This window comes from Methylobacterium nigriterrae (assembly GCF_037106235.1).
GTDB classification, from domain to species: Bacteria; Pseudomonadota; Alphaproteobacteria; order Rhizobiales; family Beijerinckiaceae; genus Methylobacterium; species Methylobacterium nigriterrae.
Genome location: NZ_JBAWTG010000026.1, coordinates 26,223 through 49,398, shown reverse-complemented (window position 1 = coordinate 49,398; position 23,176 = coordinate 26,223). Strand labels below are relative to the sequence as shown.

The 23,176-nt window shown below is 67.5% G+C and carries 25 protein-coding genes; 23 read left to right on the top strand and 2 right to left on the bottom strand.

The genetic code is table 11. The features are described 5' to 3' along the window. Position 1 precedes the first annotated feature (1 nt). The 20 genes from WDW90_RS15515 to WDW90_RS15420 all read left to right on the top strand — a co-directional run bounded on the left by WDW90_RS15515 (position 2) and on the right by WDW90_RS15420 (position 16,097). A complete protein-coding gene (locus WDW90_RS15515; RefSeq protein WP_336488300.1) occupies positions 2 to 235 on the top strand; it encodes a hypothetical protein in 234 nt (77 codons plus the stop codon). 3 nt (positions 236 to 238) lie between these two features. Beyond that, entirely contained in the window at positions 239 to 1,783 is a 1,545-nt protein-coding gene (locus WDW90_RS15510; protein ID WP_336488299.1) for a phage portal protein, read from the top strand. Positions 1,784 to 1,796: 13 nt separating this feature from the next. Continuing rightward, positions 1,797 to 2,903: a head maturation protease, ClpP-related gene (locus WDW90_RS15505; RefSeq protein ID WP_336488298.1), complete on the top strand. Its 1,107-nt coding sequence runs from the start codon at positions 1,797 to 1,799 to the stop codon at positions 2,901 to 2,903. Between the two features lie 4 nt (positions 2,904 to 2,907). Beyond that, on the top strand, positions 2,908 to 3,291 hold the full coding sequence (locus WDW90_RS15500) for a head decoration protein (RefSeq protein ID WP_336488297.1): 384 nt from the start codon (positions 2,908 to 2,910) through the stop codon (positions 3,289 to 3,291). 3 nt (positions 3,292 to 3,294) lie between these two features. Beyond that, the gene (locus WDW90_RS15495; RefSeq protein ID WP_336488296.1) at positions 3,295 to 4,332 is read left to right on the top strand and encodes a major capsid protein; all 1,038 of its coding nucleotides are present in this window, start codon (positions 3,295 to 3,297) and stop codon (positions 4,330 to 4,332) included. Between the two features lie 56 nt (positions 4,333 to 4,388). Next, on the top strand, positions 4,389 to 4,679 hold the full coding sequence (locus tag WDW90_RS15490) for a hypothetical protein (RefSeq protein WP_336488295.1): 291 nt from the start codon (positions 4,389 to 4,391) through the stop codon (positions 4,677 to 4,679). Between the two features lie 6 nt (positions 4,680 to 4,685). Continuing rightward, positions 4,686 to 5,096 carry a hypothetical protein gene (locus WDW90_RS15485; RefSeq protein ID WP_336488294.1) on the top strand — a complete coding sequence of 137 codons (411 nt, stop codon included), beginning with the start codon at positions 4,686 to 4,688 and terminating at the stop codon, positions 5,094 to 5,096. A gap of 3 nt (positions 5,097 to 5,099) precedes the next feature. Then, positions 5,100 to 5,894, top strand: a complete 795-nt coding sequence (locus tag WDW90_RS15480; protein WP_336488293.1) for a hypothetical protein — start codon at positions 5,100 to 5,102, stop codon at positions 5,892 to 5,894. After that, positions 5,891 to 6,490, top strand: coding sequence for a baseplate assembly protein (locus WDW90_RS15475; RefSeq protein ID WP_336488292.1), 600 nt, complete (start codon positions 5,891 to 5,893; stop codon positions 6,488 to 6,490). The genes WDW90_RS15480 and WDW90_RS15475 overlap by 4 nt, the downstream gene beginning before the upstream one ends. A gap of 16 nt (positions 6,491 to 6,506) precedes the next feature. Next, positions 6,507 to 6,767, top strand: coding sequence for a hypothetical protein (locus WDW90_RS15470; RefSeq protein ID WP_336488291.1), 261 nt, complete (start codon positions 6,507 to 6,509; stop codon positions 6,765 to 6,767). A 67-nt stretch (positions 6,768 to 6,834) separates the two neighbouring features. After that, entirely contained in the window at positions 6,835 to 7,185 is a 351-nt protein-coding gene (locus tag WDW90_RS15465; RefSeq protein WP_336488290.1) for a GPW/gp25 family protein, read from the top strand. Next, positions 7,182 to 8,078, top strand: a complete 897-nt coding sequence (locus WDW90_RS15460; RefSeq protein WP_336488289.1) for a baseplate assembly protein — start codon at positions 7,182 to 7,184, stop codon at positions 8,076 to 8,078. The genes WDW90_RS15465 and WDW90_RS15460 overlap by 4 nt, the downstream gene beginning before the upstream one ends. Next, positions 8,075 to 9,361: a phage tail protein I gene (locus tag WDW90_RS15455; RefSeq protein WP_336488288.1), complete on the top strand. Its 1,287-nt coding sequence runs from the start codon at positions 8,075 to 8,077 to the stop codon at positions 9,359 to 9,361. Before WDW90_RS15460 ends, WDW90_RS15455 begins: the two co-directional genes overlap by 4 nt. Continuing rightward, positions 9,358 to 11,631, top strand: coding sequence for a hypothetical protein (locus tag WDW90_RS15450; RefSeq protein WP_336488287.1), 2,274 nt, complete (start codon positions 9,358 to 9,360; stop codon positions 11,629 to 11,631). Before WDW90_RS15455 ends, WDW90_RS15450 begins: the two co-directional genes overlap by 4 nt. Before the next feature lie 40 nt (positions 11,632 to 11,671). Further along, positions 11,672 to 11,845 (top strand): hypothetical protein, encoded by a 174-nt coding sequence (locus tag WDW90_RS15445; RefSeq protein ID WP_336488286.1) that lies wholly within the window; start codon positions 11,672 to 11,674, stop codon positions 11,843 to 11,845. A gap of 1 nt (position 11,846) precedes the next feature. After that, on the top strand, positions 11,847 to 13,343 hold the full coding sequence (locus WDW90_RS15440) for a hypothetical protein (RefSeq protein ID WP_336488285.1): 1,497 nt from the start codon (positions 11,847 to 11,849) through the stop codon (positions 13,341 to 13,343). A 5-nt stretch (positions 13,344 to 13,348) separates the two neighbouring features. Then, positions 13,349 to 13,906, top strand: a complete 558-nt coding sequence (locus WDW90_RS15435) for a DUF4376 domain-containing protein (protein ID WP_336488284.1) — start codon at positions 13,349 to 13,351, stop codon at positions 13,904 to 13,906. 21 nt (positions 13,907 to 13,927) lie between these two features. Continuing rightward, complete coding sequence (locus WDW90_RS15430) at positions 13,928 to 14,131, top strand: hypothetical protein (RefSeq protein WP_336488283.1); 204 nt, start codon at positions 13,928 to 13,930, stop codon at positions 14,129 to 14,131. 109 nt (positions 14,132 to 14,240) lie between these two features. Further along, a complete protein-coding gene (locus WDW90_RS15425) occupies positions 14,241 to 15,524 on the top strand; it encodes a phage tail sheath family protein (protein ID WP_336488282.1) in 1,284 nt (427 codons plus the stop codon). A 45-nt stretch (positions 15,525 to 15,569) separates the two neighbouring features. Continuing rightward, on the top strand, positions 15,570 to 16,097 hold the full coding sequence (locus tag WDW90_RS15420; protein WP_336488281.1) for a phage major tail tube protein: 528 nt from the start codon (positions 15,570 to 15,572) through the stop codon (positions 16,095 to 16,097). 305 nt (positions 16,098 to 16,402) lie between these two features. On the opposite strand, the gene WDW90_RS15415 is transcribed toward WDW90_RS15420, so the two are convergent. Both WDW90_RS15415 and WDW90_RS15410 read right to left on the bottom strand, forming a co-directional pair. Beyond that, positions 16,403 to 18,850, bottom strand: a complete 2,448-nt coding sequence (locus WDW90_RS15415) for a PAS domain-containing protein (RefSeq protein WP_431311044.1) — start codon at positions 18,848 to 18,850, stop codon at positions 16,403 to 16,405. A 202-nt stretch (positions 18,851 to 19,052) separates the two neighbouring features. Beyond that, a complete protein-coding gene (locus WDW90_RS15410; protein WP_336488279.1) occupies positions 19,053 to 19,775 on the bottom strand; it encodes a thermonuclease family protein in 723 nt (240 codons plus the stop codon). A 47-nt stretch (positions 19,776 to 19,822) separates the two neighbouring features. Between WDW90_RS15410 and WDW90_RS15405 the strand changes: the two genes are divergently transcribed. The 3 genes from WDW90_RS15405 (at position 19,823) to WDW90_RS15395 (ending at position 23,174) form a co-directional block, all read left to right on the top strand. Beyond that, complete coding sequence (locus WDW90_RS15405) at positions 19,823 to 20,125, top strand: phage tail assembly protein (RefSeq protein WP_336488278.1); 303 nt, start codon at positions 19,823 to 19,825, stop codon at positions 20,123 to 20,125. Positions 20,126 to 20,229: 104 nt separating this feature from the next. Beyond that, complete coding sequence (locus tag WDW90_RS15400; RefSeq protein WP_336488277.1) at positions 20,230 to 22,728, top strand: phage tail tape measure protein; 2,499 nt, start codon at positions 20,230 to 20,232, stop codon at positions 22,726 to 22,728. Next, entirely contained in the window at positions 22,728 to 23,174 is a 447-nt protein-coding gene (locus WDW90_RS15395; protein WP_336488276.1) for a phage tail protein, read from the top strand. The genes WDW90_RS15400 and WDW90_RS15395 overlap by 1 nt, the downstream gene beginning before the upstream one ends. Positions 23,175 to 23,176: the final 2 nt, after the last annotated feature.

Below are 23,176 nucleotides of genomic sequence, written 5' to 3'. Positions count from 1 at the left end.
CATGGCCGGGCAAACCCGCGAGGAAAAGCTCGCCGAGATCGAGCGGATCAACCGCACCCTGAACCGCGGCGTCACCGAGGTTCGGGAGGAGGATCGCACCATCAAGCGCGACCTCAAGCACCTTTACCGTCGCCGGGACGAGCTGCTCGCCGAAACCGGCGGCTTGGACGACGCCGGCCCTGTGCCGACGGGGCGGGTCCGGCAGGTCCGCATGATCGGCTCGAAGGGCTACTGACCCGTGGCCGGCAAGCGGAAGCAGCGCAAGGCGGAGGCCAGGGCGCGGCGCAATACAGCGCGCGCCACCTTCGCGCCAGGGCTCGGCTACGAGGGTGCGCGCACGTCGAGGCGCCTGCGCGGCTGGCTGGCCGAGCGCGTCACGATCAATGCCCTGCAGGCGCGTGGTGGCGATGTCCTTCGCGCCCGCGCCCGCCAGCTCGTGCGGGACAACGCCTACGCGGCGAGCGCCGTCGACACCTTTGTCGGCTCAGCGGTGGGAGACGGCATCACGCCGTCGCCCGTTCTGTCCGACCTAGGCCTCAAGGCCGCGATCAAGGAAGCTTGGCTCCGCTGGACCGACGAAGCCGACGCTGACGGCCTGACCGATTTCTACGGGCTGCAGGCGCTTGCGGCCCGTTCGATGTTCGTGGCGGGCGAGTGCTTCATCCGCTTCCGGCCACGCCGCGCCTCGGACGGCTTCAGCGTGCCGCTGCAGCTTCAGCTGATCGAGAGCGAGCAGCTCCCGCTGTCCTACAACGTCGAGCGCTCCATCGTCGGCAACGAGATCCGCCACGGCATCGAGTTCGACGCGATCGGACGCCGGGTCGCTTATCACTTCCTGCGGCGGCGCCCTGGCGAGGGCGAGCTCGCCTTTGGCTACAGCCCGACCGACATCACCGTCGTGCCGGCCTCTGAGGTGATGCACCTCTATCGGCCCCTGGAGGCCGGACAGATCCGCGGTCAGTCGCAGCTCACCCCTGCGATGGTTCGGCTTTACCTGCTCGACAGCTACGACGACGCCGAGCTCGACCGGAAGCGCGTTGCCGCGATGTTCGCGGGCTTCATCACCAAGAACGCCATCGGCGATCCGCTGCCGGTGCCGAGCCGCGGCGATGCGTTCGGCCTCACCGAAGACCCAGCCAGCAACGAGCCCGAGATCGAGACTACGCTGGCCGACCTCGAGCCGGGCACGCTCCAGGTTCTGAATCCCGGCGAGGACATCAGGTTCTCGAACCCAACCGAGGTCGGCGGCTCCTACGAGGCCTTCCAGTTCCGCAACCTGCTCGCCATCGCGGCGGCCTGCGGCGTGCCCTACGCTGCACTGACGGGCGACGCCTCCAAGGGCAACTTCTCATCCCAACGCAGCATCGAGCTCGAGTTCAAGCGCCGGGTCTCGCAGTTCCAGCACCAGACTTTGGTGTTCCAGCTGTGCCGGCCGGTCTGGGCCCGCTGGATCGCGACAGCGGCGCTGGCCGGCTCGGTGCCGGGGCTCACACCGACCGTGTTCAATCGCGACAAGCGGGCCCTGTCCACCGTGCGCTGGATGCCGCCGAAGTGGGATTGGGTCGATCCGCTGAAAGATCTCAGGGCGGACGAGCTCGCGATCAAGATGGGCATCATGCCCCGCTCGGATGCGATCGAGGCCCGCGGCGGCGACGCTGAGGAGATCGATACCCGCCGCAAGGAAGATCAGGACCGCGCCGACGGCTTCGGGCTCCGGCTCGACGGCGGCACGGTCGACGATCCGAACCCGGTTCCTGGGGCAGACGCGGCCGACGCCGCCTGAACGGAAGTTCACCATGGACTACTGCTACGGCCCCGGCCGCGACCTTCTGGTCGACGGCTGCATCGTGCTGCACGGAATGGTCGGCGGCTCCTTCTGGGATGAGGGGTTCACCGCCTCCGACGTGGTGCACTCCCTCGCCGCGCTCGGCCCGACCGCCGACGTCACCGTGCGGATCAACTCGAGCGGAGGCATCGCGCACGAGGGGCTTGCGATCCATGCCGTCCTGTCCGCGCACAAGGGTCGCGTGACCACTGTGGTTGAGGGGTTAGCGGCCTCGGCCGCCTCCATCATCGCGCAGGCCGGCGACGAGCGGGTCATGGCCGCCGGCGCCATGATGATGGTGCACGACGCGGCCGTCTGGACGGAGGGCAACGCCTCCGAGCACCAGAAGAGCCTCGCCTACCTCGAGGTCGTCTGCGCCAGCCTCGCGGCGATCTATGCCGACGCGACCGAGCGGCCCGTCGAGGAGATCCGGTCCGAGATGGCGGCTGAGACCTGGCTGACCGCAGAGGATGCCGTCGCCAAGGGCTACGCCGACCGGATCGGCGCGGCCAGCGACGACGAGCCCGCACCTTTCCCCTTCCGCGCCTACGCCAAGGCTCCGCAGCGTCTCGTTGCGATGGCCGACGCGCGCGGCTGGAGCAAACGACCGCTCCCCAATACTGCGACGGCCTCCGCTGCCGCAGTTCCGCAACCCGGCAACAAGGAGACCCCGATGCCGTCGACCAACGATCCGGCCGCGGGTGCTCCCGCCGCCCCGGCCACGCAGCCCGCTGCCGCTCAGTCGGCTCCGGCCACCGCTACGCCTCAGGCCACCAACGTCGTCAGCATCGACGATGCGCGCGCGGCCGGCCGCGCCGATGCCCTCTCCTATGTGCGGGAGATCAACGAGATCTGCACGCTCGCCGGAAGGCCCGAGCTCGCCACCGCCTTCATCGAGAAGGACGCGAAGCCGAGCGACGTCCGCAAGGAGCTGATCGACGCCCGCGCGTCGGCTTCCGCCGCTTCCACCGTCGCGACCCAGACCCTTGCGGGAACGGGCGCCGCCACCGCCGCCGGCTACGTCCCCGGCGGCCTCGCCGAGCGCATGAAGCGCGCCCACGCCAAGAAGGGAGCGTGATCCTATGCCCACGAACATCATCGAGCGCGATTACGCTAGCGACTGGCTCAAGCGGGAGGCGGACAGCCTCTACTCGCGCGACCAGGGCATCCTTCTGATCGGCCAGGGCGTGGTGAAGTCGGGCACCGTGCTCGGCCGCGTCACCGCCTCCGGCAAGCTGAAGGTCCGCACTCTCGCGGCCGCGGATGGATCGCAGAATGTGGCGGGCATCCTGCTCGACACGGTCGACACCACCAACGGCGACGAGCGCGTCGTCTTCATCGCCCGTGACGCCATCGTGGCGCACCAGGGCCTTACCCGCGGTTCGGACGTGGACACGGCAGCGGAGCGCGCGACGGAAAACGCCGCGCTCGCCGCGCTCGGCATCCTCGTGCGCGAAGGAGCCTGACCCATGCCCCTGATTGCAGATGTCTTCAACGGCGACGCGTTCAACGCGGTGGAGCTGACCTCCGCCGTCAACGTGGTTCCGAACACCTATGGTCGGCTGCAGGAACTCGACCTGATGCCGGGCGAGGGTGCGCCCACGACCAGCGTGGCAGTGCAGTTCGTCAATGGCGAGCTGAACCTGCTTCCGACCCGTGCCCGTGGCGGTCCGCCGTCGCTCGGCACCAAGGAGAAGCGGAACATCCGCTCCTTCGAGATCCCACACATTCCGCACGATGATTTCGTCCTGGCCAAGGATGTCCAGAACGTCGTCTCGCTCGGCGGCAACGTGCTGGAGAACGTTCAAGACATGGTGAACCGCAAGCTCGCCACGATGCGGCGCAAGCATGCGATCACCCTGGAGTTTCTCCGGATGGGCGCGCTCTCGGGTCAGATCCTCGATGCCGACGGCTCTCTGATCTACGATCTGTTCGCAGAGTTCGGGGTCACGCAGAAGACGATCAACTTCGACTTCGCGGGGACGAAGCCCGGCATCGCCGGCAAGTGCCGCCAGGTGACCGGCTATCTGGAGGACAATCTCCTCGGCGACGTCATGACCAGCGTGCACGCGCTGTGCAGCCCGGAGTTCTTCGACAGCGTCGTGTCCGACAAGGACGTGCAGGACGCCTACAAGTATTTCTCCTCGTCGCCCCAGGCCAACCCCCTGCGCGACGATGTCCGGCGCATGTTCCCGTTCCAGGGAATCATGTTCGAGGAGTACCGCGGCTCCGCCACGCAGCTAGCGGAGGACGGCAGCAAGGTGCGCCGCCGCTTCATCCCGGCGGGCGAGGCGCGCTTCTTCCCGCGCGGCACGACGGAGACCTTCTCGACCTACTTCGCCCCCGGCGACTTCATGGACGTGGTCAACACGCCCGGCCTTGAGGTCTACGCCCGACAGGCGATGGATCTGGAGTTCTGGCGCTGGGTGAAGCTGCACACGCAGTCCAACCCGCTCCCGCTCTGCAAGCGCCCGTCGCTGCTCGTCCGCGGCACCTCGGCCGCGTGACCCCCGCAACCCTGCGCCGCGCGGCCTGACCGCGCGAGCGCCACGGGAGAACAGCCATGAAGGTCAAGTACATCTTTGGCGACGAGAAAGGCGAGATCGCGCATCTCGGCTTCCATGAGGCTCAGGCGGCCCTGGTCGCCAAGGCAGTCGAGCCGGTCAGGGAATCGGTTCCCGACTTCCCGACCGGCTCTAATGAGACCGATGCCGTCGAGGCGAAGAAGCCCGACGACCCCGACTACGACGCCATGACCCGGCCCGAGCTCGACAAGCTCGCGGCCGAGCGCGGCGTCGACGTCTCGCAGGCCAGGAACAAGGCCGACGTGATCGCGGCGCTGAAGGCCGCGTAGCAGGCCATGGGCGCCTTCGCCGACCTCGACGATGAGATGCAGGATGCACTCGACGACGCCTATGGCGAGCGCATCCGCGTCCTGCCGCAGGCCTCGGCGGGCTGGCGGGGCGCGGCCGGCACCGACCCGACCCGCCCGGTCCGCGAGATCATCGGGCGCTACCGCTCGGCTCCGAAGCCCACCGAACTCGAGGGCAACCGGGAAGGCTCGAAGTTCCAGAGCATGACCCGGATCAACACGGCTTCGCAGACGGTCCGGATCTCGCCCGCGCAGCTCACGCTTCTGGGCTACGTGCCGGCGGCTGGCGACAAGGTCGTGCTGCTCGACCGGGTCGATGCCCCGACCTTCACCATCAGCTGCGCGCCGCCGGCGCGCGACAGTGGCGAGCTCCAACTCGAACTCGTCGCCGGAGGCTAGAGCGTGAGCATCATCGCCTACGCCATCCGGACCTGCCTTGGTGCGGCGCTCGTCGACAGGACGCTGGCCGAGGGCCGGGTCTACGACTCGGCCGTCCAGCCGATCGAGGAAATGGTCAACAAGCAGGGCGCCAAGCCCTTCATCGTGATCTCGACCGACGACGAGAAGCTCGAGGTCAAGGGCTGGGCCGCGCTCGACGCGCCGCGCACCATCAACATCGTCATCGAGGTTGCGGTCGGCGGCATCGTGCGGGTCGATCTGCCGGTCGAGGAAGGCGGCGGCCAGGCGCTGCGCCTCGACATCCCGCACACCGACGAGGGGCTGGAGACGGCCCTTAACATGATCGGCCGCCAGATCTGGCGCGAGATCCAGGTCGGTGGTGCCTGGTCGGACCTCCTGCGCGAGATCGCCTTCTGGCCGAAGGAGATCACGATCACCCGCGGCGCCAATGCCGAGCAGGGTATTCGCTACGCAGCGCGCCAGTACGTGATCCAGGCCGACACGATCGCCGAGCCGGACTTCGGCGCTGCGCCTGACGGGCCGATCGCCCGGCTGCGCGGCATGATGGCGGCCGATTCCCGTCTTGCGGCCGACGTACCGCTCCTCGAAGGCATGATCGTCGGCGAGCCGTTGCCCGAGTGGCGCCGACGGCAGGCCGATCTCGGTCTGACAGACGCCTCGTACCGCGCGCTAGGCCTGGGCCCGCTGTTCGCGCCGGAGGGCGAGCCACTGGCGCAGCGCATGACCATTGAGCGCCCGGACCGTACCACCGCCCTGGAAGCCGAGCCCTCGCCGTGAGCGACTTCGACGATCTCCTGCGGGAGGTGATCCGGCTGGGTCAGCGTCTAGCCGAGGTCGAGCACAAGAACACCAACATGCTCCGGGTCGGCACGATCGAGCAGGTCGACGGCAAGAAGGGCTACCAGATCAAGTTCGCTGAGGAGGATGGCAAGGCCGTCCCGAGTCCGTGGTTTCCGCACCCGGAGCAGGGCGGCGCCTACAAGACGTGGCGGCCGCTGACCAAAGGCCAGATCGTCTACGCCATCTGCCCAGACGGAGACCCGCGCCAGGGCTTCATCATGCCCAAAGGCGGTTTCTCGGACCAGAACCCTCAGCCCTCCGAGAGGACCGACGAGAACGTCGACACGTTCGGGGACTGGAAGATGACGCTGACCAAGGACGGCCACGTCATGTCCTGGGGCGAGAACAACAGCATCACTTTCGGCAAGGACGGTGTCGTCGAGAAGATCGGCGATCACGTCCGGCGCACCACGAAGGACGGGACCAAGTTCGAGAACGGCAAGGTCCAGCACGACGACCGCAACATCGGCAAGGACCACGTCCACAGCGGCGTGAAGTCGGGCGGCGAGAAGTCCGGCAACCCGGAAGCCTGAGCTTCGGAGATCTCCCATGAAGAAGACTGCTTACCGCGTCGGCGAGGGCGCCAACCTCGCCGCGTTCCCGCACGGCACGAAGGTCGGCGACATCGTCAAGCTGACCGAGGCGCAGGCCATGTACGAGCGCGACATGGGCCGGATCACGCCGGCTTCGGACGACGACGGCGGCTCGCCCCAGGCGAGCGATGAACCCAAGCTGCCCACGCTGGCCGACGAGATCGACAGGATCGAGCCGGAGACGGATGCTCCGCGCAAGCCCCGCCGGGCCCGCTGACGCCGTCATGACCTCTTGCGGCATCAGCCGGTTCACGGGCCGGCCGCTCTCGGATTGGGATCATGTCTTGCAGAGCGTGGACGTGATCTTCGAGACGGAGATCGGGGAGCGGGTGATGCTGCGCCACTTCGGCGGCGGCATGCGCCGGCTTCTTGGCCGCAAGCTGACGCCCGACCTCCTGGCGCTCGCCACCGCCGTGTTCGCGCTCGCCATCACGATCTGGGAGCCGCGGCTGCGCGTCGTGAAGGTGTCGGTGGCGCCCTCCGTCGAGGAGATCCGGCAAGGTGCCGTCTCCTTCGTGATGGAGGTGATTTATCGCCCGCGCGGGCACCTTGGCGACATGACCGAGGAGCCTGCCTTCATTGGCGTCGGCTTCACTGAGGCCGGGACGCTGCAGGCGACGAGGGTGGCGGCATGAACGCTCTGTCCTACGCGCCGACCGTCGTCTCGCTCTCCGATCTCGCTCCGCCCGACATTCTCGACGCGCTGAGCTTCGATGATGTCGTAGCCGAGATGAAGGCCGCCTTTGCCGCGCGCTGGGCAACGGTGCGGGCGAAGGATCCGAGCCTGCCGGCCTATGACGTCACGATGCTGGAGACGGATTCCGCCGTCATCCTGATCGAGGCCTTCGCCTATCGCGAGCTGCTGGTCCGGGCCCGGGTCAACGATGCCGCGCGCGGGTTGCTCCTCGCCTATGCGGCGGGCACGAACCTCGACCACCTCGCCGCCCTGTTCGGCGTGACGCGCCTCGACGGCGAGGGCGACGAGCGCCTCCGCCGCCGCGTGCAGCTCGCGCCCGAGACCTTCTCGACTGCGGGCGCGCAGGGCGCCTACATCTTTCACGCGCTGAGCGCGGATCTCGGCATTTTCGATGCCTGGGCCTACAGCCCGAAGGCCGGCCGCGTGAACGTGGTCCTGGCTGGGCCGGACGGCACGCTGGTCTCGGATGATGTCGTCGCCAAGGTCGTCGACTTGTTTCAGCGCGAGGACATTACCCCGCTCACGGACGAGGTCGCGGTCGTGCGCGCCGAGGTGCTGCGCTACGGCGTCGAGGCGACACTGCTGATCCCTCGCGGGCCGGATCCGGGCACGCTGAAGACGGCGGCCGAGGCTGCAATCCGGGCCTACGGCGCCTCGCGCTACAAGATCGCGCAGACGCACTACCGCCTCGGGCACGAGACTGCTGCCAAGGTGCCGGCCGTCGAGACCGTGCTGATGGGGGCGCCGCTCTCTGATATCCGCCCGACGGACAAGCAGATTGGCTATCTCGACCCCGCCGCCGTGACGCTGCGCACGCAGGTGCTACTGTGACGAGCGCCCGGCCTGGCGCCACGAAGCTGCTGCCGACGAACCACACGCCCTTCGAGGGCCGACTTGCGGAGACGAGCGCGCGCGTCAGCGATGTGCCGGTTCCGCTCGACACGCTGAGCCAGCCGACCGCCGTCACGGGGCGCTTCCTGCCGTTCGTGGCCTGGGGCCTCTCGGTCGATGTCTGGCCGGGCGCCGGCGACGACACTGCTCACCGCGCGGCTGTGGCCGCCTCGCTGCCGCTGCACCAGCGCAAGGGCACGCCCTACGCGCTCCGCCGCTACGTGGCGCTGACCGGCGCCGAGGTCACGAAGTTCCGGCGCCCGCCGGCCACCGCCCATCTCGGGCCGAGCTTCACAGCCGCGGATCGCGCCGCCTGGCTGACGCACTATCCCGAGCTGCGGATCTATCCCTACCGGGGCAAGGCGAAGCGCAAGCGGTCGTTCTTCCTGCGTGCGAGCTTCCTGACGGCCAAAGGGGCTGCGCAGCGCGGCCTGCTGCCCTCGTCCGCGGAAGATCGGGCCGGGCGCGTTGCTACGCTCTACGACCGCGGCGTTGAGGTGCCGCTGCGGGTCACGGTAACGACCCGGCTCGACGAGAGCCGGATCGCGATCGTCGAGGAGCAGGTGCACCTGCTGAACCTGCGGCCCCTGACAGCCTTCCTGGGTTACGAGGGACGGCGGCGCTTCCTCGGTGGCGGGGCGCAGTCGAAGACGGTGCGGCTTACCCATTCGGTCGCCTACGCGGCGGCCACTACCGGCCGCAAGCGCCTCGTCGTCTCGCCGAGCCAGACCCCGATTGATCCGACGCCTGTCGAGGTGCACGGTCATACGACGGCGCCGCGGGCGAAGCTCTTCCTCGGCAAGGGCCTGGGCCGCTTCCTCGGCGTCAACGCCAACCCGGCGCCATCAACCTCGTATCTCCGGGTCTACGATACGGTCTGGCTCTACGAGCCCGGCCGGCACGTCCCGCCCGGCCGAGGCCGCTTCTTCCTCAGCCGTACTCGGCTCGGACAGCCGCCTTTCACGGCCGACGTCAACGTCCGGATCACGCGCCCTGTCACGCCTCGCAAGGCCTTCGTGGGCCCTCGCCAGTACCTCAACCGCAAGCACCTTCTGCCGGCTGATCGCAGCCGGCTCGACGAGGCCTTGCGTGCCATCCGCTCGGCCCGGTCGCTGCGCGATCAGGTCTACGTCGACCTCGACCATCACGCCATCCTTAGCCCCGGCCCGAACCTGCTTTGCGGGGATGCGGTCTGCGGCGATCAAGTGGAGATCAGCCGATGAGGCGCGTTGCCCTACAGGACTACCAGGAGCTCACGGGCGCCGACGCCTCGAACATCGGCATCTTCGCGCAGGGTCACGTTGACGCGGCCGTGCGTGACGGCATCGGAGCCGGCAACTACTACGTCGACTGCGATGTCGTGCAGAACGGTGCGGCGGCGATCACCGTGGCGCCCGGCCGGGTCTATCTGGGCGGCAAGATCTATTACCGCGATGTTGCCACCGGCTACACCCTGACCGCCAATCTGCCGGTTACGACACAGAAGATCGCCACCGTGCTGATTTGGGGCACCGAGATCGACACCGATCTGCAGCCGCGCGACTTCATCGTCAGCGAGGCGACCGGCGAGGCCGAGGCGCGCACCGTGCCGCTGGAGCGCCGCCGCGCCCTGCAGATGGACGTCATCTTCGGCGCCGAGAGCCCGAACCCGGTACGCGGCGCGGTCGGGACTGGCCTCGTGGCGGTCGCCGACATCTTGCTCACGCCGACCGGCATCGAGCGCATCACGATGCTGGCGGAGACCGAGCTCCAGTCGGCCGAAGCCCTGCGAGTGCGCGCGGACGTTTCCGAGGCCTTCCAGGAAGGCGCCGGCAAGCGCATCGAGACGCTCGCCACCGACATCGCCAACCTCGCCGAGGGCCAGAAGGGCATCCCGTCCGCATCGACCCTGCGGTCGCTCTTGATGGACGTCGCGCGCCTGAAGCGGCTGGAGAAGATCCCAACCGTGCAGGTCGGCTACGGCTTCGACTACTTCCAGGACGATGATGGGTCTGATCCGGCGCATCCGTCCTGGCTCGCGCTGCGGCAGGAGGGCGTGCGCTTCCCGCCGGCCGCCATCGTCATCGCCCAGATCCGTCCGCTTAATCCCTCCGAGCCGAAGATCACCAAGACGGGTGACTTCATCCTGCCGGCCTATACCGAGGAGAAGCGGATCTCGGTCGTCGGCAACGATGCCCAGATTTCGGCAGCAGACAATCAGTATCAAGTCACGACGATGGTGCAGCGCAGTGTGTCGCGCTCGGCGACGAGCTACGGCACCAGCTATACGACATGCACCAACCGACCGGAGTTCTACACCGGCACTTATAACGCCACGTCGCAGGTGCTTACGAAGAACGGCGAGACCTTCGCTGTCGCCTTCACCGGCAAGGATTGGGGTGCGGAGACCGGCACGGCGGGCGATCACAGAGAGGTGCGTCTGACCCAGTTCTGGACCGACACCTGGACTGAGACCTATTGGGATGCCGTCGTCACGACGGAAGGGCTGAACGGCTCACAGTGTGCGCAGACCTTCCTCAACAATGCGGCCGGCTGGCTTACCGGCATCAACCTTTTCCTTTCGAAGGCCGCCTCTGCCGGCTCTGTGAAGCTCGTCCTATGCGAGACGACGGCTTCGGCCTCACCTGATCTCACCAAGGTTATCGCGGTCTCGGAGGTGCCTGCGGCCAATCTGAAGACCTATCCGGCCGCGACCCGCTTCGCCTTCCCGCCGCGCTATCTCGACCCGGGCAAGCGCTACGGGCTCGTCGCAGTCACGAGCGGGCAGCACTTCTTCTGTCAGGTCTCGAACAACAAGTACGCGCAGGGCTCCTTTTTCCAGGGCTCGGACGGCGGCTGGTTTCAGGGCTCGCTCACGCTCGACCTCGCCTTCGAGGCGATCTATGCGAAGTTCGCGACCACCCGCGTCGAGGTCGATCTCCAGCCGCTCTCTTGCCAGAACGGCATCTCGAACCTGAAGACGCTGATCGCCGGCAAGGTCCCGGACGGCACGAGGCTTACCCTGGAGGTGAAGCCCGCCACCGGCAACGCCTGGTTCCCGATTGCGCCCGACACCGGCATGACGCCCTTCAACGGCTTGCCGCCGCTGATGCAGTTCCGGGCGGTGTTCATCGGCACCACGGATCTGATGCCCGGTATCGACTTGGCGCAGTCGGAAACGTGGGCATGGCGCCCGCGCACTGATTTCACCTGGATCTCGAAGCTGTTCACGCTGCCGGCCGGCGTGACCACGACGAGCGTCAAAGTGGAGTTCCGGCTGGAGAACTTCGACCCGGCCCATCACACTTTCACGCCGACGATGATCGTGGGCGCGAGCAATATCAACCCGTCGAGCATCGTGAAGACGGTCGATGGCTACGACCCGAAGGCGTTCGTCTGGACCTGCACGTTCCCGATCGCGGCCACGAACAGCTTCCGCTTCAAGAGTGTGGGCGTGACGGACGCGGCCGCCAACACGTTCATCATCTCGACGGACTTCTGGTTCGCAGCCTGACGGCTGCGCGCCTGCCCCTACCGCATCCGGAGCTGGTCCCATGCCCCTGCCGAAGACCATCAAGGCCGACGCAAAGTATGCGGTCACGGTCACCCGTCCGGTCCAACTGCCGGACGGCACCTATATCCTGCCCTCGCACGACGAGATCTTGCTGTCAGGCGAGGTGCTGAATGCGATCAAGGATCAGGTCGCCGACGCGGTGGAGCGCGCCTGAGATGGCCGACGCCGTCGACTTCGACGCCGAGTATCGGTTTTTTGACGGCAAGACGCGCCTTAATGCCGAAGAACTGACGCGGCGGTTCCTCTCGCTGCACATGCGGACCGTTGCGCTTGAGCAGCGCGGCCTGACTTTCGACGCGCTCGTCGCGGAGGGGATCGGCGTCGCGCTTCAGCGCATCACGGAGGGGATCAATCCCCTCGTTCTCGACGCGCAAACGAAGCTCGAGATCATCCGCGCGGCGCTCGAGGAGATCGAGTCGACCGGCGTCCCGGCCGACCAGGTAACGGAGACGCTGACGCGCGTCTTCGTCAGCCGGACGCAGCGCGACAATATCGACACGGCCGCGCAGCAGGCCGACCTTGACGCTCTGAGTACCGGTCTGTCGGCGGGTATCACTGCGGCACAGACGGCGGCCAACAACGCGCAGACGGCGGCCGACACGGGCGGAAAGCTCACCAGGGTGAACCGCACGGGCAATACGCAGCTCGTCGCGGCCGACCGCGGCAAGCTCATCGATATTACGGGCACCGGCAACATCAGCCAGACCTTCGACACGCCGGCCAATCTCAAGGCTGGCTGGTGGGTCATCCTCCGCAACGGCACGAGCGGCTTTATACAGATCGGCAACAACGTCTCGGACGGTGTGGTGTCGTTTTGGCGCATGTATCCCGGCGAGGAGCGCCGCTTCTCCTCAGACGGCTCCACGATGGTCTCCGAGCTGCTCAAGGGCGGCTCAATGATATTCACATCGTCGGACACCTTCTATTGGGGTCCGCATATCAAGTGGTGCCTGGCCGACCTGATCGGCGGCGGCCAGGGCGGAACCCAAGGTTCCTATAGCGCGGCCGGCACGGGCGGCAGCGGCGGCAGCGGCGGCGGTCGCTGGTTCGGAGCCGTCCCGGTTCAGACGGCTGGCGTGGGCTCAACTATCACGGTTGGGTCTGGCGGGACCGGCTCGACCGGCGGAGATGGTACCGCGGGTGGATCCGGTGGCAATACAGGCTTCCTCAATCACTTCGCTTACGGCGGCTTTACCACCAGCACACCCGGCGGGGCCATGGGAGGCGGAACGTCCGGTGCGCTCGACGCGGGCGGCCTTGGCGGCGCCGGCAGCACCGGAGCCGGGGCTGGCTCTGCGGGCGGAACCTCGAAGCTGGCCGGCGCAGGCGGTGGCGGTGGAGGCCCTGGCCAGAGCGCTAACAGCGGAGCTGGCGGGACAAGCGGCGTCAATGGGACGGGGCCGCCTGGCGTGGCCCCGACCACGACGACGCCCAACAGCGGCGTCAGCGGCATCGTGCAGCCGAACGGTATGGGCGGCGGAGGATCCGGCGGCGGCGGGACAAGCGCCGTCAGCACCCGCGGCGGCAGGGGCGGCAACGGCGCCGCGCCCGGCGGTGGCGGAGGCGGCGGCGGCGGCGTCCAGACCAATGGCGGCTTTGGCGGCTACGGCGGCGATGGCGGGCGCGGCGAAGTCCGCATCTATTACGGGTGAGATCCATGCGAACCGCAGTCATCGACCCTGCGACATCGCGCGTCGTCAACACCATCCTGGCCGCCGAGGGATTTGTCCTCGACGGCTTCCGTCTCGTCGCCAGCGAGACCGCCTCGATCGACGATCTGCACGACCCGAAGAAAAACACCTTCGGGCCGCCGCCGGTCCCGCTCGACGAGCGCAAAGCAGCGCTCAAATCTGCGATCGACGCGCGGGCCGGGGCGGGGATGCGGGCCGGCTACCCGCACGATTTCGGGGGCGCCTACGGCGTCCAGGTCCTGCAGAACCGCGACACTAAGGACCAGACCAACTGGCTCTCGGTGGCATCCGTTGCCAACACCTTGATCGCACAAGGTCAGGCCAACGCCCCCCTTGGATCGCTCCGCACGGAGGCCAACGTCAACGTGCCTGTCACAGCCGCGCAGGCCGCTTCGGTCCTGACCGCGATGCAGGCCTACCTCGGCGGCTTCATCGCCCGCGCTTGGGCGCTCAAGGACGCCGTGGCCACAGCTGACGAGACGGAGCTCACCGCCATCGACATCAACGCCGGCTGGCCGGCCTAAGGGGCGCCCATGTCCTCCGAAGTGAAGCGCCCCACCGAGACGATCCGGGTCACTGATGTGTCGAAGATCCTGGTGACAGAGATCGTGGCCGACAACGGTCAGCAGCTGCGCGCCATCCGCGTCTGGGGCTCGGCCGGCGCAGAAGGCCTGCCCATCCTCGGTTTGCAGGCCGCGGCCGACACGTCCGACGCGATCAAGATCACCACGCCCGAGATCAAGTTCTGAGGGCCGGCGCTGGATGCGCCGCCTCGATCTCTCTCCTCCATCCACCTCGACACCTCCGGCTGCCCTCTCGGGCCGCGCCGTGCATCTCCCTGCCTGAGAGGATTCATCCATGGCCACCGCACCCGTTTTCGGCACCATTGACCAGCGTTTCTCGGACGAGCCGGTTGCGCTCGGCCCGGTCGACTTCTCCAAGATCGCCTTCGTTTCGACCTCGACCGGCGCGGACGACACGCTGTTCCCGGCCGGCACGGCTGGCGACGCCTCATCGTTCAAAGCGGTCCGGTTCTCCTCCTCGGATGTGACCTTCACGTCGAAGCTCGGCACCGGCTACCTCGCCGACGCGGTGGCAGCCGTGAACGCGCAGATCGCACCCGGTTCGCAGGCCGCCGACATCACTGTGATCCGGTGCGCCGAGGGCACCGGGGGCGATACGGCCGCGAAGCTCGTCACGACGCAGGCCAACATCGTCGCCGGCCTGCAGGTGCTGAAGGCGGCTCCGTCCAGCATCAACGCCACCCCGCGCCTCGTCGGCTGCCCGGGCTACACCGCGCAGCGCACGGGCACCGATGCCAACCCTGTCGTCGCGGCCCTGCCCGAGGTGCTCTCGGCGTTGCTCGCTATCGCCGTGGTCGATGTGGATGACAGCAACCGCGATGCCGCGATTGATGCCCGCGAGACGATCGGCTCGGACCGCATCATGCCGGTCGGCGTCGCGGCCCGCGTCTTCGATACCGACGGCGCGACCGTCATCACCCGGCCCATGGCGCCCCGCATCCTGGGTCTGATCAGCCGGGCCGACTTCCAGAACGGCGGCAAGCCGTTCGAACCCTTCGCCAACCGGCAGATCCACGGACTGGTGGGCGCCTCGCGCGACATCGCCTTCGATCTGCGCGACGGCTCGGTCGAGGGCCAGCAGCTGCTCGCGGCGGAAGTCTCGATCGTGGTGCGCGGCGAGGTTGACGTTGACGGCGCCATCGCGGACGGCGGCTTCGTTTTCATCGGCACGGACAACTGCGCCACTGATGGCGATGCGTGGCAGCAGATCCACCAGGTCCGCGGCGCTGACGCGATCGACGTCGAGCATCAGCGCGCGACCCGGCAGTTCCTCGGCCGCAAGATCAGCGCGTCGGACGCCGAGGCCTGGATCAACTCGCTCAAGTTCAACCTGCGCGACCACAAGGCGGGCAACGACATCCTCGGCTACAAGGTCGAGTTCAAGCCTGACGAGAACTCGCCCGAGCAGGTGCGGGCCGGACGTCTCACGGTCGATCTCGGCATCGAGGAGGCGCCGGTCTTCCGCGTCGCCAAGCGCAATGTGCGCCGTTACCGCCAGGCCGTCACGGATCTCGTCGCCGACATCGCGGCCCGGATCAACGCCTCCGCCATTCTGTGACCGGCTCTTCGGTCCCTCGACAGCCATGCTTGAAGGAGCGCCGCAATGGCCATCCAGTACCCCTACGTGATGGAAGCGATCGACGTGCGCCGGGCCGACCAGCCCGAGTCGTCGCGCCAGAAGATCATCCAGACCATGGCGCTGCCGGCGCTCACCCGGCGCACCTCCGAGCACATGGCTGGCGGCTCGGTGATGAGCCTCAATCTCAGCTTTCCTCAGATCGAAGCGCTCGAGCCGAAGTATGCCACCGGCGGCTTCGACCTCGACACGCTGCGCCACTTCGGGCTTGCGGCCGGCTCGTTCGACAAGTGGGTCTTTGCCGGCTCGGTGCGTGTGCGGCGCGGTGGCGTGGTGCCGGCCCGGGCTATCATCGAGGGCGTGGTCAACGCCTGGGAGCCGGACGAGAACACGCCGGGCGAGCTGATGAAGTGCAATCACACCATCGTGGAGGTCTCGCACTACGAGCTCGTCATCGACGGCGAGGAGATCTTCTATGTCGACGACGACGAGAACGTGGCGCGCTCCGGCAGCGTGGATTGGTTCGCGCCGACGCGGCGGGCACTGGGGATCTAACGCCGAAGCCTGTTGCTCAATACCCAATCGAGGAGCCGCTCTCGACCCCAAGCGGTCCTTGCGCGACGGCTGCTCAAATGCCCGCTGGGGGTCAGAAGCGCAGCTGGGGTGAATGCGCTGGAGTCCCGAGTAGAGTTCAAGCTCGGCTTTGACGGACTGCCGCCGCGATGGTGTAACGCCGGCAGAGTCAGCAAGGCTCGCAGCTGAAGACAATCCGCCAAAAGCGTAGCTGAAAGCCCGCACTGCCCCCGCCCCGAAGCTGGACGCACGCGACCACGCCAATGAAGTACTGAGCTTCGATCCAGTCAGCTCTCAATCATTGCCCGAATGCGGGTAGCGAGGGCTTCTACCGGAAAGGGCTTGGTGATCATCTGCATGCCCGGGTCGAGTTGACCGTTCCCGAACATCGCGTTCTCGGCATAGCCCGTGATGAACAGCACCTTCAGCTCCGGGCGGGTCTCGCGGGCTTGGTCGGCGAGCTGGCGCCCGTTCAGGCCCGGCAGGCCCACATCCGTGACAAGTAGGTCGATGCGCTCGCGCGATTGCAGAACCTTGAGCCCCGAGGGGCCGTCCTGCGCCTCCAGGGCGCGGTAGCCGAGATCAGCGAGTACCTCGACGATGAGGTCGCGTACCACCGGCTCATCCTCGACGACGAGCACTGTCTCGCCGGCCTCCGCCCGAAGCGCCTCGGTGAGGCCGGTGGCCTCAGCCTCCTCGGCCGCGAGCGCACCCCGGTGGCGCGGCAGGTAGATCTTCACCGTCGTGCCTTGGCCAACCTCGGAGTAGATCTTGGCGTGCCCCTCGGATTGGCGCGCGAAGCCGTAGATCATCGACAGGCCAAGCCCCGTTCCCTGGCCCATCGGTTTGGTCGTGAAGAACGGGTCGAAGGCCCGCGCGATGACGTCCGGCGGCATCCCGGTGCCCGTGTCTGTCACGCAGATGCAGATGTACTGGCCAGGCTCTACACCCGGGTGCAGCTTGGCGTAGGCTCGGTCGAGGTGCGTGTTGCAGGTCTCGATCGTGAGCTTGCCGCCATCCGGCATTGCATCGCGCGCGTTGATGGCGAGGTTCAAGATCGCGCTTTCCAGCTGATGCGGGTCGCACAGGGTCGGCCAGAGCCCACCCGCCGTGACGATCTCTAGGCTGATGGCCTCGCCGATGGTCCGGCGCAGCAAGTCCTCCAGCGAGGCTACGAGCGTGTTGGCGTTGACCGGCTTCGGCTCCAGCGGCTGACGGCGGGCGAAGGCGAGGAGGCGGTGCGTGAGCGCCGCCGCCCGGTTGGCCGAGGACATCGCCGCCTTGGCGTAGCGCTCGATCGTGTCGGTACGGCCCTGCGCGATGCGGGTCTGCATCATGTCGAGAGAGCCGACGATGCCGGTGAGCAGGTTGTTGAAGTCGTGCGCGATGCCGCCCGTGAGCTGGCCGACTGCCTCCATCTTCTGGGCCTGGCGCAGGGCCTCTTCGGCGTGCCGCTGCTCGGTGATGTCGCGGCCGAATCCGTAGAGCAATCCGTCCTCAGGCACGATCGTCCAGAGGATGCGCCGCGTGCTGCCGTCGTGCGTGACGCAAGACAGTTCGGTGTCCTCGACAGGCTTTGCAGCCGCAAGGCGACCTAGGAGGACCGAGGTGGCTCCTCGCTCCTCAGGCGCCACAAAAATCGAGAAGTCTCGTCCGACCGTCTGACCCTCGGACCAGCCCAGCGCGCGGGTCCATGAGGGGTTCACACTCTCGATCCGACCGTTTGGCGCCGCGACGACCTTCAGCACTGGCGACAGGGTCCAGATCCGGTCGCGGTCCCGCGTCTGAAAGGCGACCTGCGCCTCAAGACGATTGGCCCGGGTTTGAAGCAGGTCCTCGACCCTTTTGCGGTCGCTGACGTCGTGCACGAAGACGTAGAAGCCGTCGACCGAGCCGGCGGCTGCGAAGCGCGGCATGTAGCGGATGTCGGCAACCCGGACCTGGCCGTCCGGGCAGGCCCAGTTGTGCTCGAACCGCACCTCCTCGCCCGCGAGCGCTCGCTCGATCTGTGGGAGCCGGGCCTCAAACTCGCCTGCGCTGAGCACCTGCCAGATGGTGCGGCCGACGACATCTTCGGGCGCACGCCCGGTCCAGGTTTGATAGGCGGCGTTGGCGAAGCGGTAGGTGAAGCTGCGGTCGATGAAGCCGATCAGGACCGGCATGGCATCGGCCACCAGCCGGAGTTCGGCCTCCCGCGCCCGCAGGGCAGCCGCAGAGCGTCGGCTCTCCAGTTGCGCCATCACGGTTCGGGCGAGCGCCTTCAGGATGAACTCCTGCTGCGCGGTCAGAGTGCGTGGCTCGCGGTCGAGCACGCACAGCGTGCCGATGGCCCAACCATCCCGCGTGACCAGCGGGACGCCGGCGTAGAAGCGCAGGTGCGGCTCGTCGGTGACGAGAGGGTTGGATGCGAGCTCCGGCTCTCGCTTGAGATTTGGCAGAACGAGAATGCCATCCTCCGCCAGAGTCTGGGTGCAGAAGCCGAAGTGGAGCGGCATTTCGCGCGCATCGTGCCCGACGGCTGCCTTGATCCACTGCCGATCGGCATCGATGAAGTTGATGTGAGCCATCGGTGCGTCGCAGGCCTGTGCGGCCATCTGCGCGATGTCGTCGAACTCCGGCTCTGGTGAGGTGTCGAGGATGTCGTAGCTGCGTAGCGCGGCAAGGCGCTGAGGGTCGCCGGGTCCGAAGCGCGGCGGGCAGTGGTTGCTTGATGTCCGTGTCACGAGCACCCTCATAACTCACGACACCAGCAAGCCCTATCGTAAGAGCGCAACGCCGGATCAGGAACAGGGAGGTCCGCTACACCGAAGGGCTTGGAAGCAGACTATTTCAAGGGCTGGTATGGGTCAGGTCCGGCCACTTACGACGCGAAGGGCACGGCTGCTTCCCACTCTCAGCGGACCTCGCGAGTGGATATCGAGCGTCGAATTCTATCCACTAGCGCCCGCCCGTCGCGCGCCATCCTGCCCTCTCGGCTTCCTCCGCCGAACAGAACCGGCGCTCGCCCTTCGCCTCGTTGATCCGGGTGCGCTCGTAATCGCGGCTCCCCGGCTCGTGGTAGATCTTGGCGCCCTTGGCGTTGATGTTACCCTTGATTTTGCAGCCGCCGGGCGCAGCCTCCGCCGGTGCGGTTTCAAGGGACTTCGGCATCGCTGGTCGGGTCTCGACACCGTTCGCACGCCTGGCACGCCGCCAGTCTGAGGGCGGCTCGAATGTACCAGCCCAGATCCCGCGCTTTCGTGTCCGGGCCGCGCCTTCAGCCTGCACGTAATCCTCGGAGTAGCGCCGGTAGGCGATGGCGTGACCCTCGGAGACCATCCAGGCGTTCAGGTTCTCGCTGCCCATCTGGCAGACGGCCACAGTCCTTCCGTAGCGGTCAGTGTCGCGTGGCTCACAGGAGACGGTCGCCTCGCCAATCTTGTCCGCCAGGGCCAGCGCCGCCTTCTGGCCGCAGCGGTAATCTTTCCCAGCAGCATCCTGACAGACCTGCGCGCTCTCCGGCGCGTCGATGCCGTGCAGGCGGATCTTCGTGTTTCGGATGACGAGCGTGTCGCCGTCAGTGACGGAGGCACGGCCGCTGATCGGCTCGGCTGCGAGAGCGGAACCGACGAGCCACAGCACTGTGAACAGCAACCCAAACGCGCCCGATACCTGTCTCACGTACCCTCCTCAGCCGACCGCGTCGGCGCAACCTGTGATCGCATATCATGCCGACCGTCACGCTGAAGAAGCCCATCATCCTCGGTGATCGCCAATTCGCGGTGATCGACATCGACGAGCCGACGCTGGGCGGCATCGCGGCGCATGAGGTGTCGCTCGCCTCGACCGGCTCGGAGACCGCCGCCCTGATGGCGATGCTCGTCGCGGAAACCGGCTGGCCGATGGAAGCGGTGCGCAAGATCAAGGCGTCCGAGATGGAGGCGCTCGCGGAGATCCTGCTCCCTTTCGCGAAGAGCGACACGTCTGGTCCGACTGGCGAGGCATCGCCGCAGATGTCGCCCATGTCCTGAACACGCCTCTCTCGACACTTCTCACCGAGCGCTGGTCAAGCCTGATCGCTTGGCACGCCGAGGCCGTGCGCCTCGCCAGCCGCCACGCAGCCTGACGGAATCCGATGGCCTCACGTACCGCCCATCTCATCGCCAAGCTGACGGACGAGGTCTCCGGCCCGGCCAAGGGCATGGCGGGCGCGCTGAAGGGCGCGGCTGCGGCCGGGAAGGATCTCGGCAAGATCGGCGCGGGCTCCGCGCTCGGCAAGCTGACGAAGGAGCTGGAGGAGGCCCGCCGCCAGGCCGAGCTTCTCACGCAGCTCCAGAACCGCATGAGGACGTTCGGACAGGCCCGGACGGCATTCAGCGGCGCACGCGAGAACGTCGAGAAGCTCAGCAAGGCGCTGGAGCAGGCACGTAAGACCGCCGCGCAATTCGACGGCATCCGCAGCTTCTCCCGCAGCGGCGCCATCGCACAGGAGATGGAAGCGGCTCGCAAGGCGGTCGGCGATCTTGAGCGAGACCACAAGCGGGCGCAGACCGCCATTCGCTCTGCCGCCCGGGACATGGACACCGAGAAGTCGGCGGCGGTTCGCCTCAAGCGCGCCCTAGCGGAACTCGGTATCCCCACCACCACGCTGGCCACCGCGCAGTCGGCGCTCGCGGCCCGGGCGCAATCCGCAGCCAACGCTCTCGACCGTCAGACGCGCGCAGAGCGTCGCGCCAAGCGCGAGCAGTCCTCTGGGGGCGCAGCCGCATTGGCAGCCGGCGTCCGCAGCGCGGGGCGCCACGCGCGTTCACTGGGGCCGCTCAGCGGCGCGATCGGCGCCTACGGGGTCGCGAGCGCCTACAAGGATGCCGCCGCCTTCGACCGACGCCTCACGATGATCGGTCAGACGGCCGACGCGAGCCGTGCAGACATCAATGCGATGGGTGCGAGCCTGTTCCGGCTGGCACAGCAGACCGCCACCCCGATCGACAAGCTGACCGGCGGCCTGGAGTCGCTCGTCGCGCAGGGGCGCAGCCTGAAGGAGGGGCTCGACTTCCTGCCCTCCGTCGCCCTTACCGCCGCAGCGTCAGGCTCCCAGGTCGAGGACATTGCCAAGACCGCGGATTCCGTCAGCACGAACTTCGGCATCGCCGGCAAGCAGATGCAGAACGCCTTCGACATCATGGTCGCGGGCGGCAAGGCCGGGCAGTTCGAGCTGAAGGACATGGCCCGCTACCTGCCGAGCCTCGCACCGGCCGCGTCCGCGGTCGGCATGAAGGCCGAGAAGGGGCTCGCGGACGTCGTCGCGATGCTGCAGACGATCCGCAAGGGCACCGGCACGACCGAGGAGGCTGCGACCTCGCTGACGAACATCTTCCAGAAGATGGAATCGGAGGAGACGGCCAAGAAATTCAAGAAGATGGGCGTCGACCTCGAAGCGGCGATGAAGAAGGGCCGAAAGGAGGGGCGCAACCTCATCGAGGTGTTCGAGGAGGCGGCGCAGAAGGCCACCAAGGGTGACCTGTCTAAGCTACCCAACCTCATCGCCGATCAGGAGTTCGGGCGCGGCGTGCGTGCGCTGCTAACCTATCGGGGCGAGTGGCAGAAGCTGTCCGCGACCCTGCAGTCCTCCTCCGCCGGCTCGGTGATGCGCGATCTCGTGCAGGTCACGAAAGATTCGCAGGCCGCGGTCGACCGGCTCAACAACTCCTGGGAGCAGTTCAAGCTCAACGCTGCACGGGCGGGCGACGCACTGGGCGCGACCTCGTTCCTCGGCAGCACGGGCGAGGAGCTGCAGACCATCGCGGCGGCGATGGAGCGGATCAACCAGGCCTACCAGCAGGGCGGCCTCTCGGGCGCGCTCGGCGAGGCCAGAGGCGTGATCGCCGAGCGCTTCCGCGAAAACAAGAAGGCTTGGCTCGACAAGGACCGTGAGGATCAGGTCGCCCGGATTAAGGAGATGGAGGAATCCATCGCCGCGACCCGCAAGACGCTCGCGGACAAGGGCTACTCGCCGGAGCGCATCGAGGGCGCGGTCCGCTCGCAGGAGATGCTGCTCAAGGCCGAGCGCCGGACCCTGGAGAATATCAAGGCCAACCGCGAGCTCTTGGCTGACAAGGTCCCTCTGCGAATGGGTGTCGATCCCACTGCTCCGATCCAGGGGCAAGCCGGCGCCATTACGCCCGGCATTGCAAGCTGGCAGCAGGCCTACCCGCTCGATACCTCTGGCCGAAAGCCTCTGCCTTCTGCGACGCCCCTGCCACCCGCACGCCCCGGCGGGCTGCCGCGCAGCATCGACAACATTGACGACGTGCTCGGGCCGAAGAAGCTCGAGATCGATGCCAGCGCGGCAGAGGGCGCTCAGGAGAAGGTCGAGCAGCTCGGCACCAAGATCGACGAGGTCGGCCAGAAGATCATCGCGCCATCCGTGAACACCGCGCCTGTCGACGGTCTGCTCGACAAGCTGATGAAGGCGATCGGCCTGATCTCGCAGATCGACAGCGGGGCCGGAGCTGCTGCCGCGAAGGTTGACCGACTGGCCGCGGCCGCCTCGAACGCGGGCGGCGCCATGGGCCGCACCGGCAAGGTCGCGTCGGCCCTATCAGGCTCCTTCGCCGACAGGGGGATGGGCTGATGCTGTGGCAGGTCGGACCTCTCACGATCTCGCGCCGCCCCTACAACATCGAGGAGTGGAGCCGAGAGGCGTCCGCGTCCTGGGCGAAGAAGGAGTTGCTCGGCCGCCGGCCGGAGCGCGAGTTCACCGGCGAGGGCGAGGAGACCCTGACGCTGAAGGGCACGCTGCATCCGTTCAACCGGAACGCGATCGGCGGACTCTCCAGCATCGAGCTCGCTCACTCGCTCCGCCGCTCGGGCCAAGCCGTGTTCGTCACCCGGGGCGACGGCACGGTCTACGGCTTCTTCGCCATCGAGAGCGTGCAGGAGCGGCACGCCGAGATCGGCCCGCACACCGGCGGCGTCGGCCAGAAGATCGAGCACGAGCTGAAGCTGGTGCCGGTCGGCCAGCCCGGTACGGGCCAGGCAACCGACATGCTCTCGGCCCTCATCAGTCTGTTCGGATGACG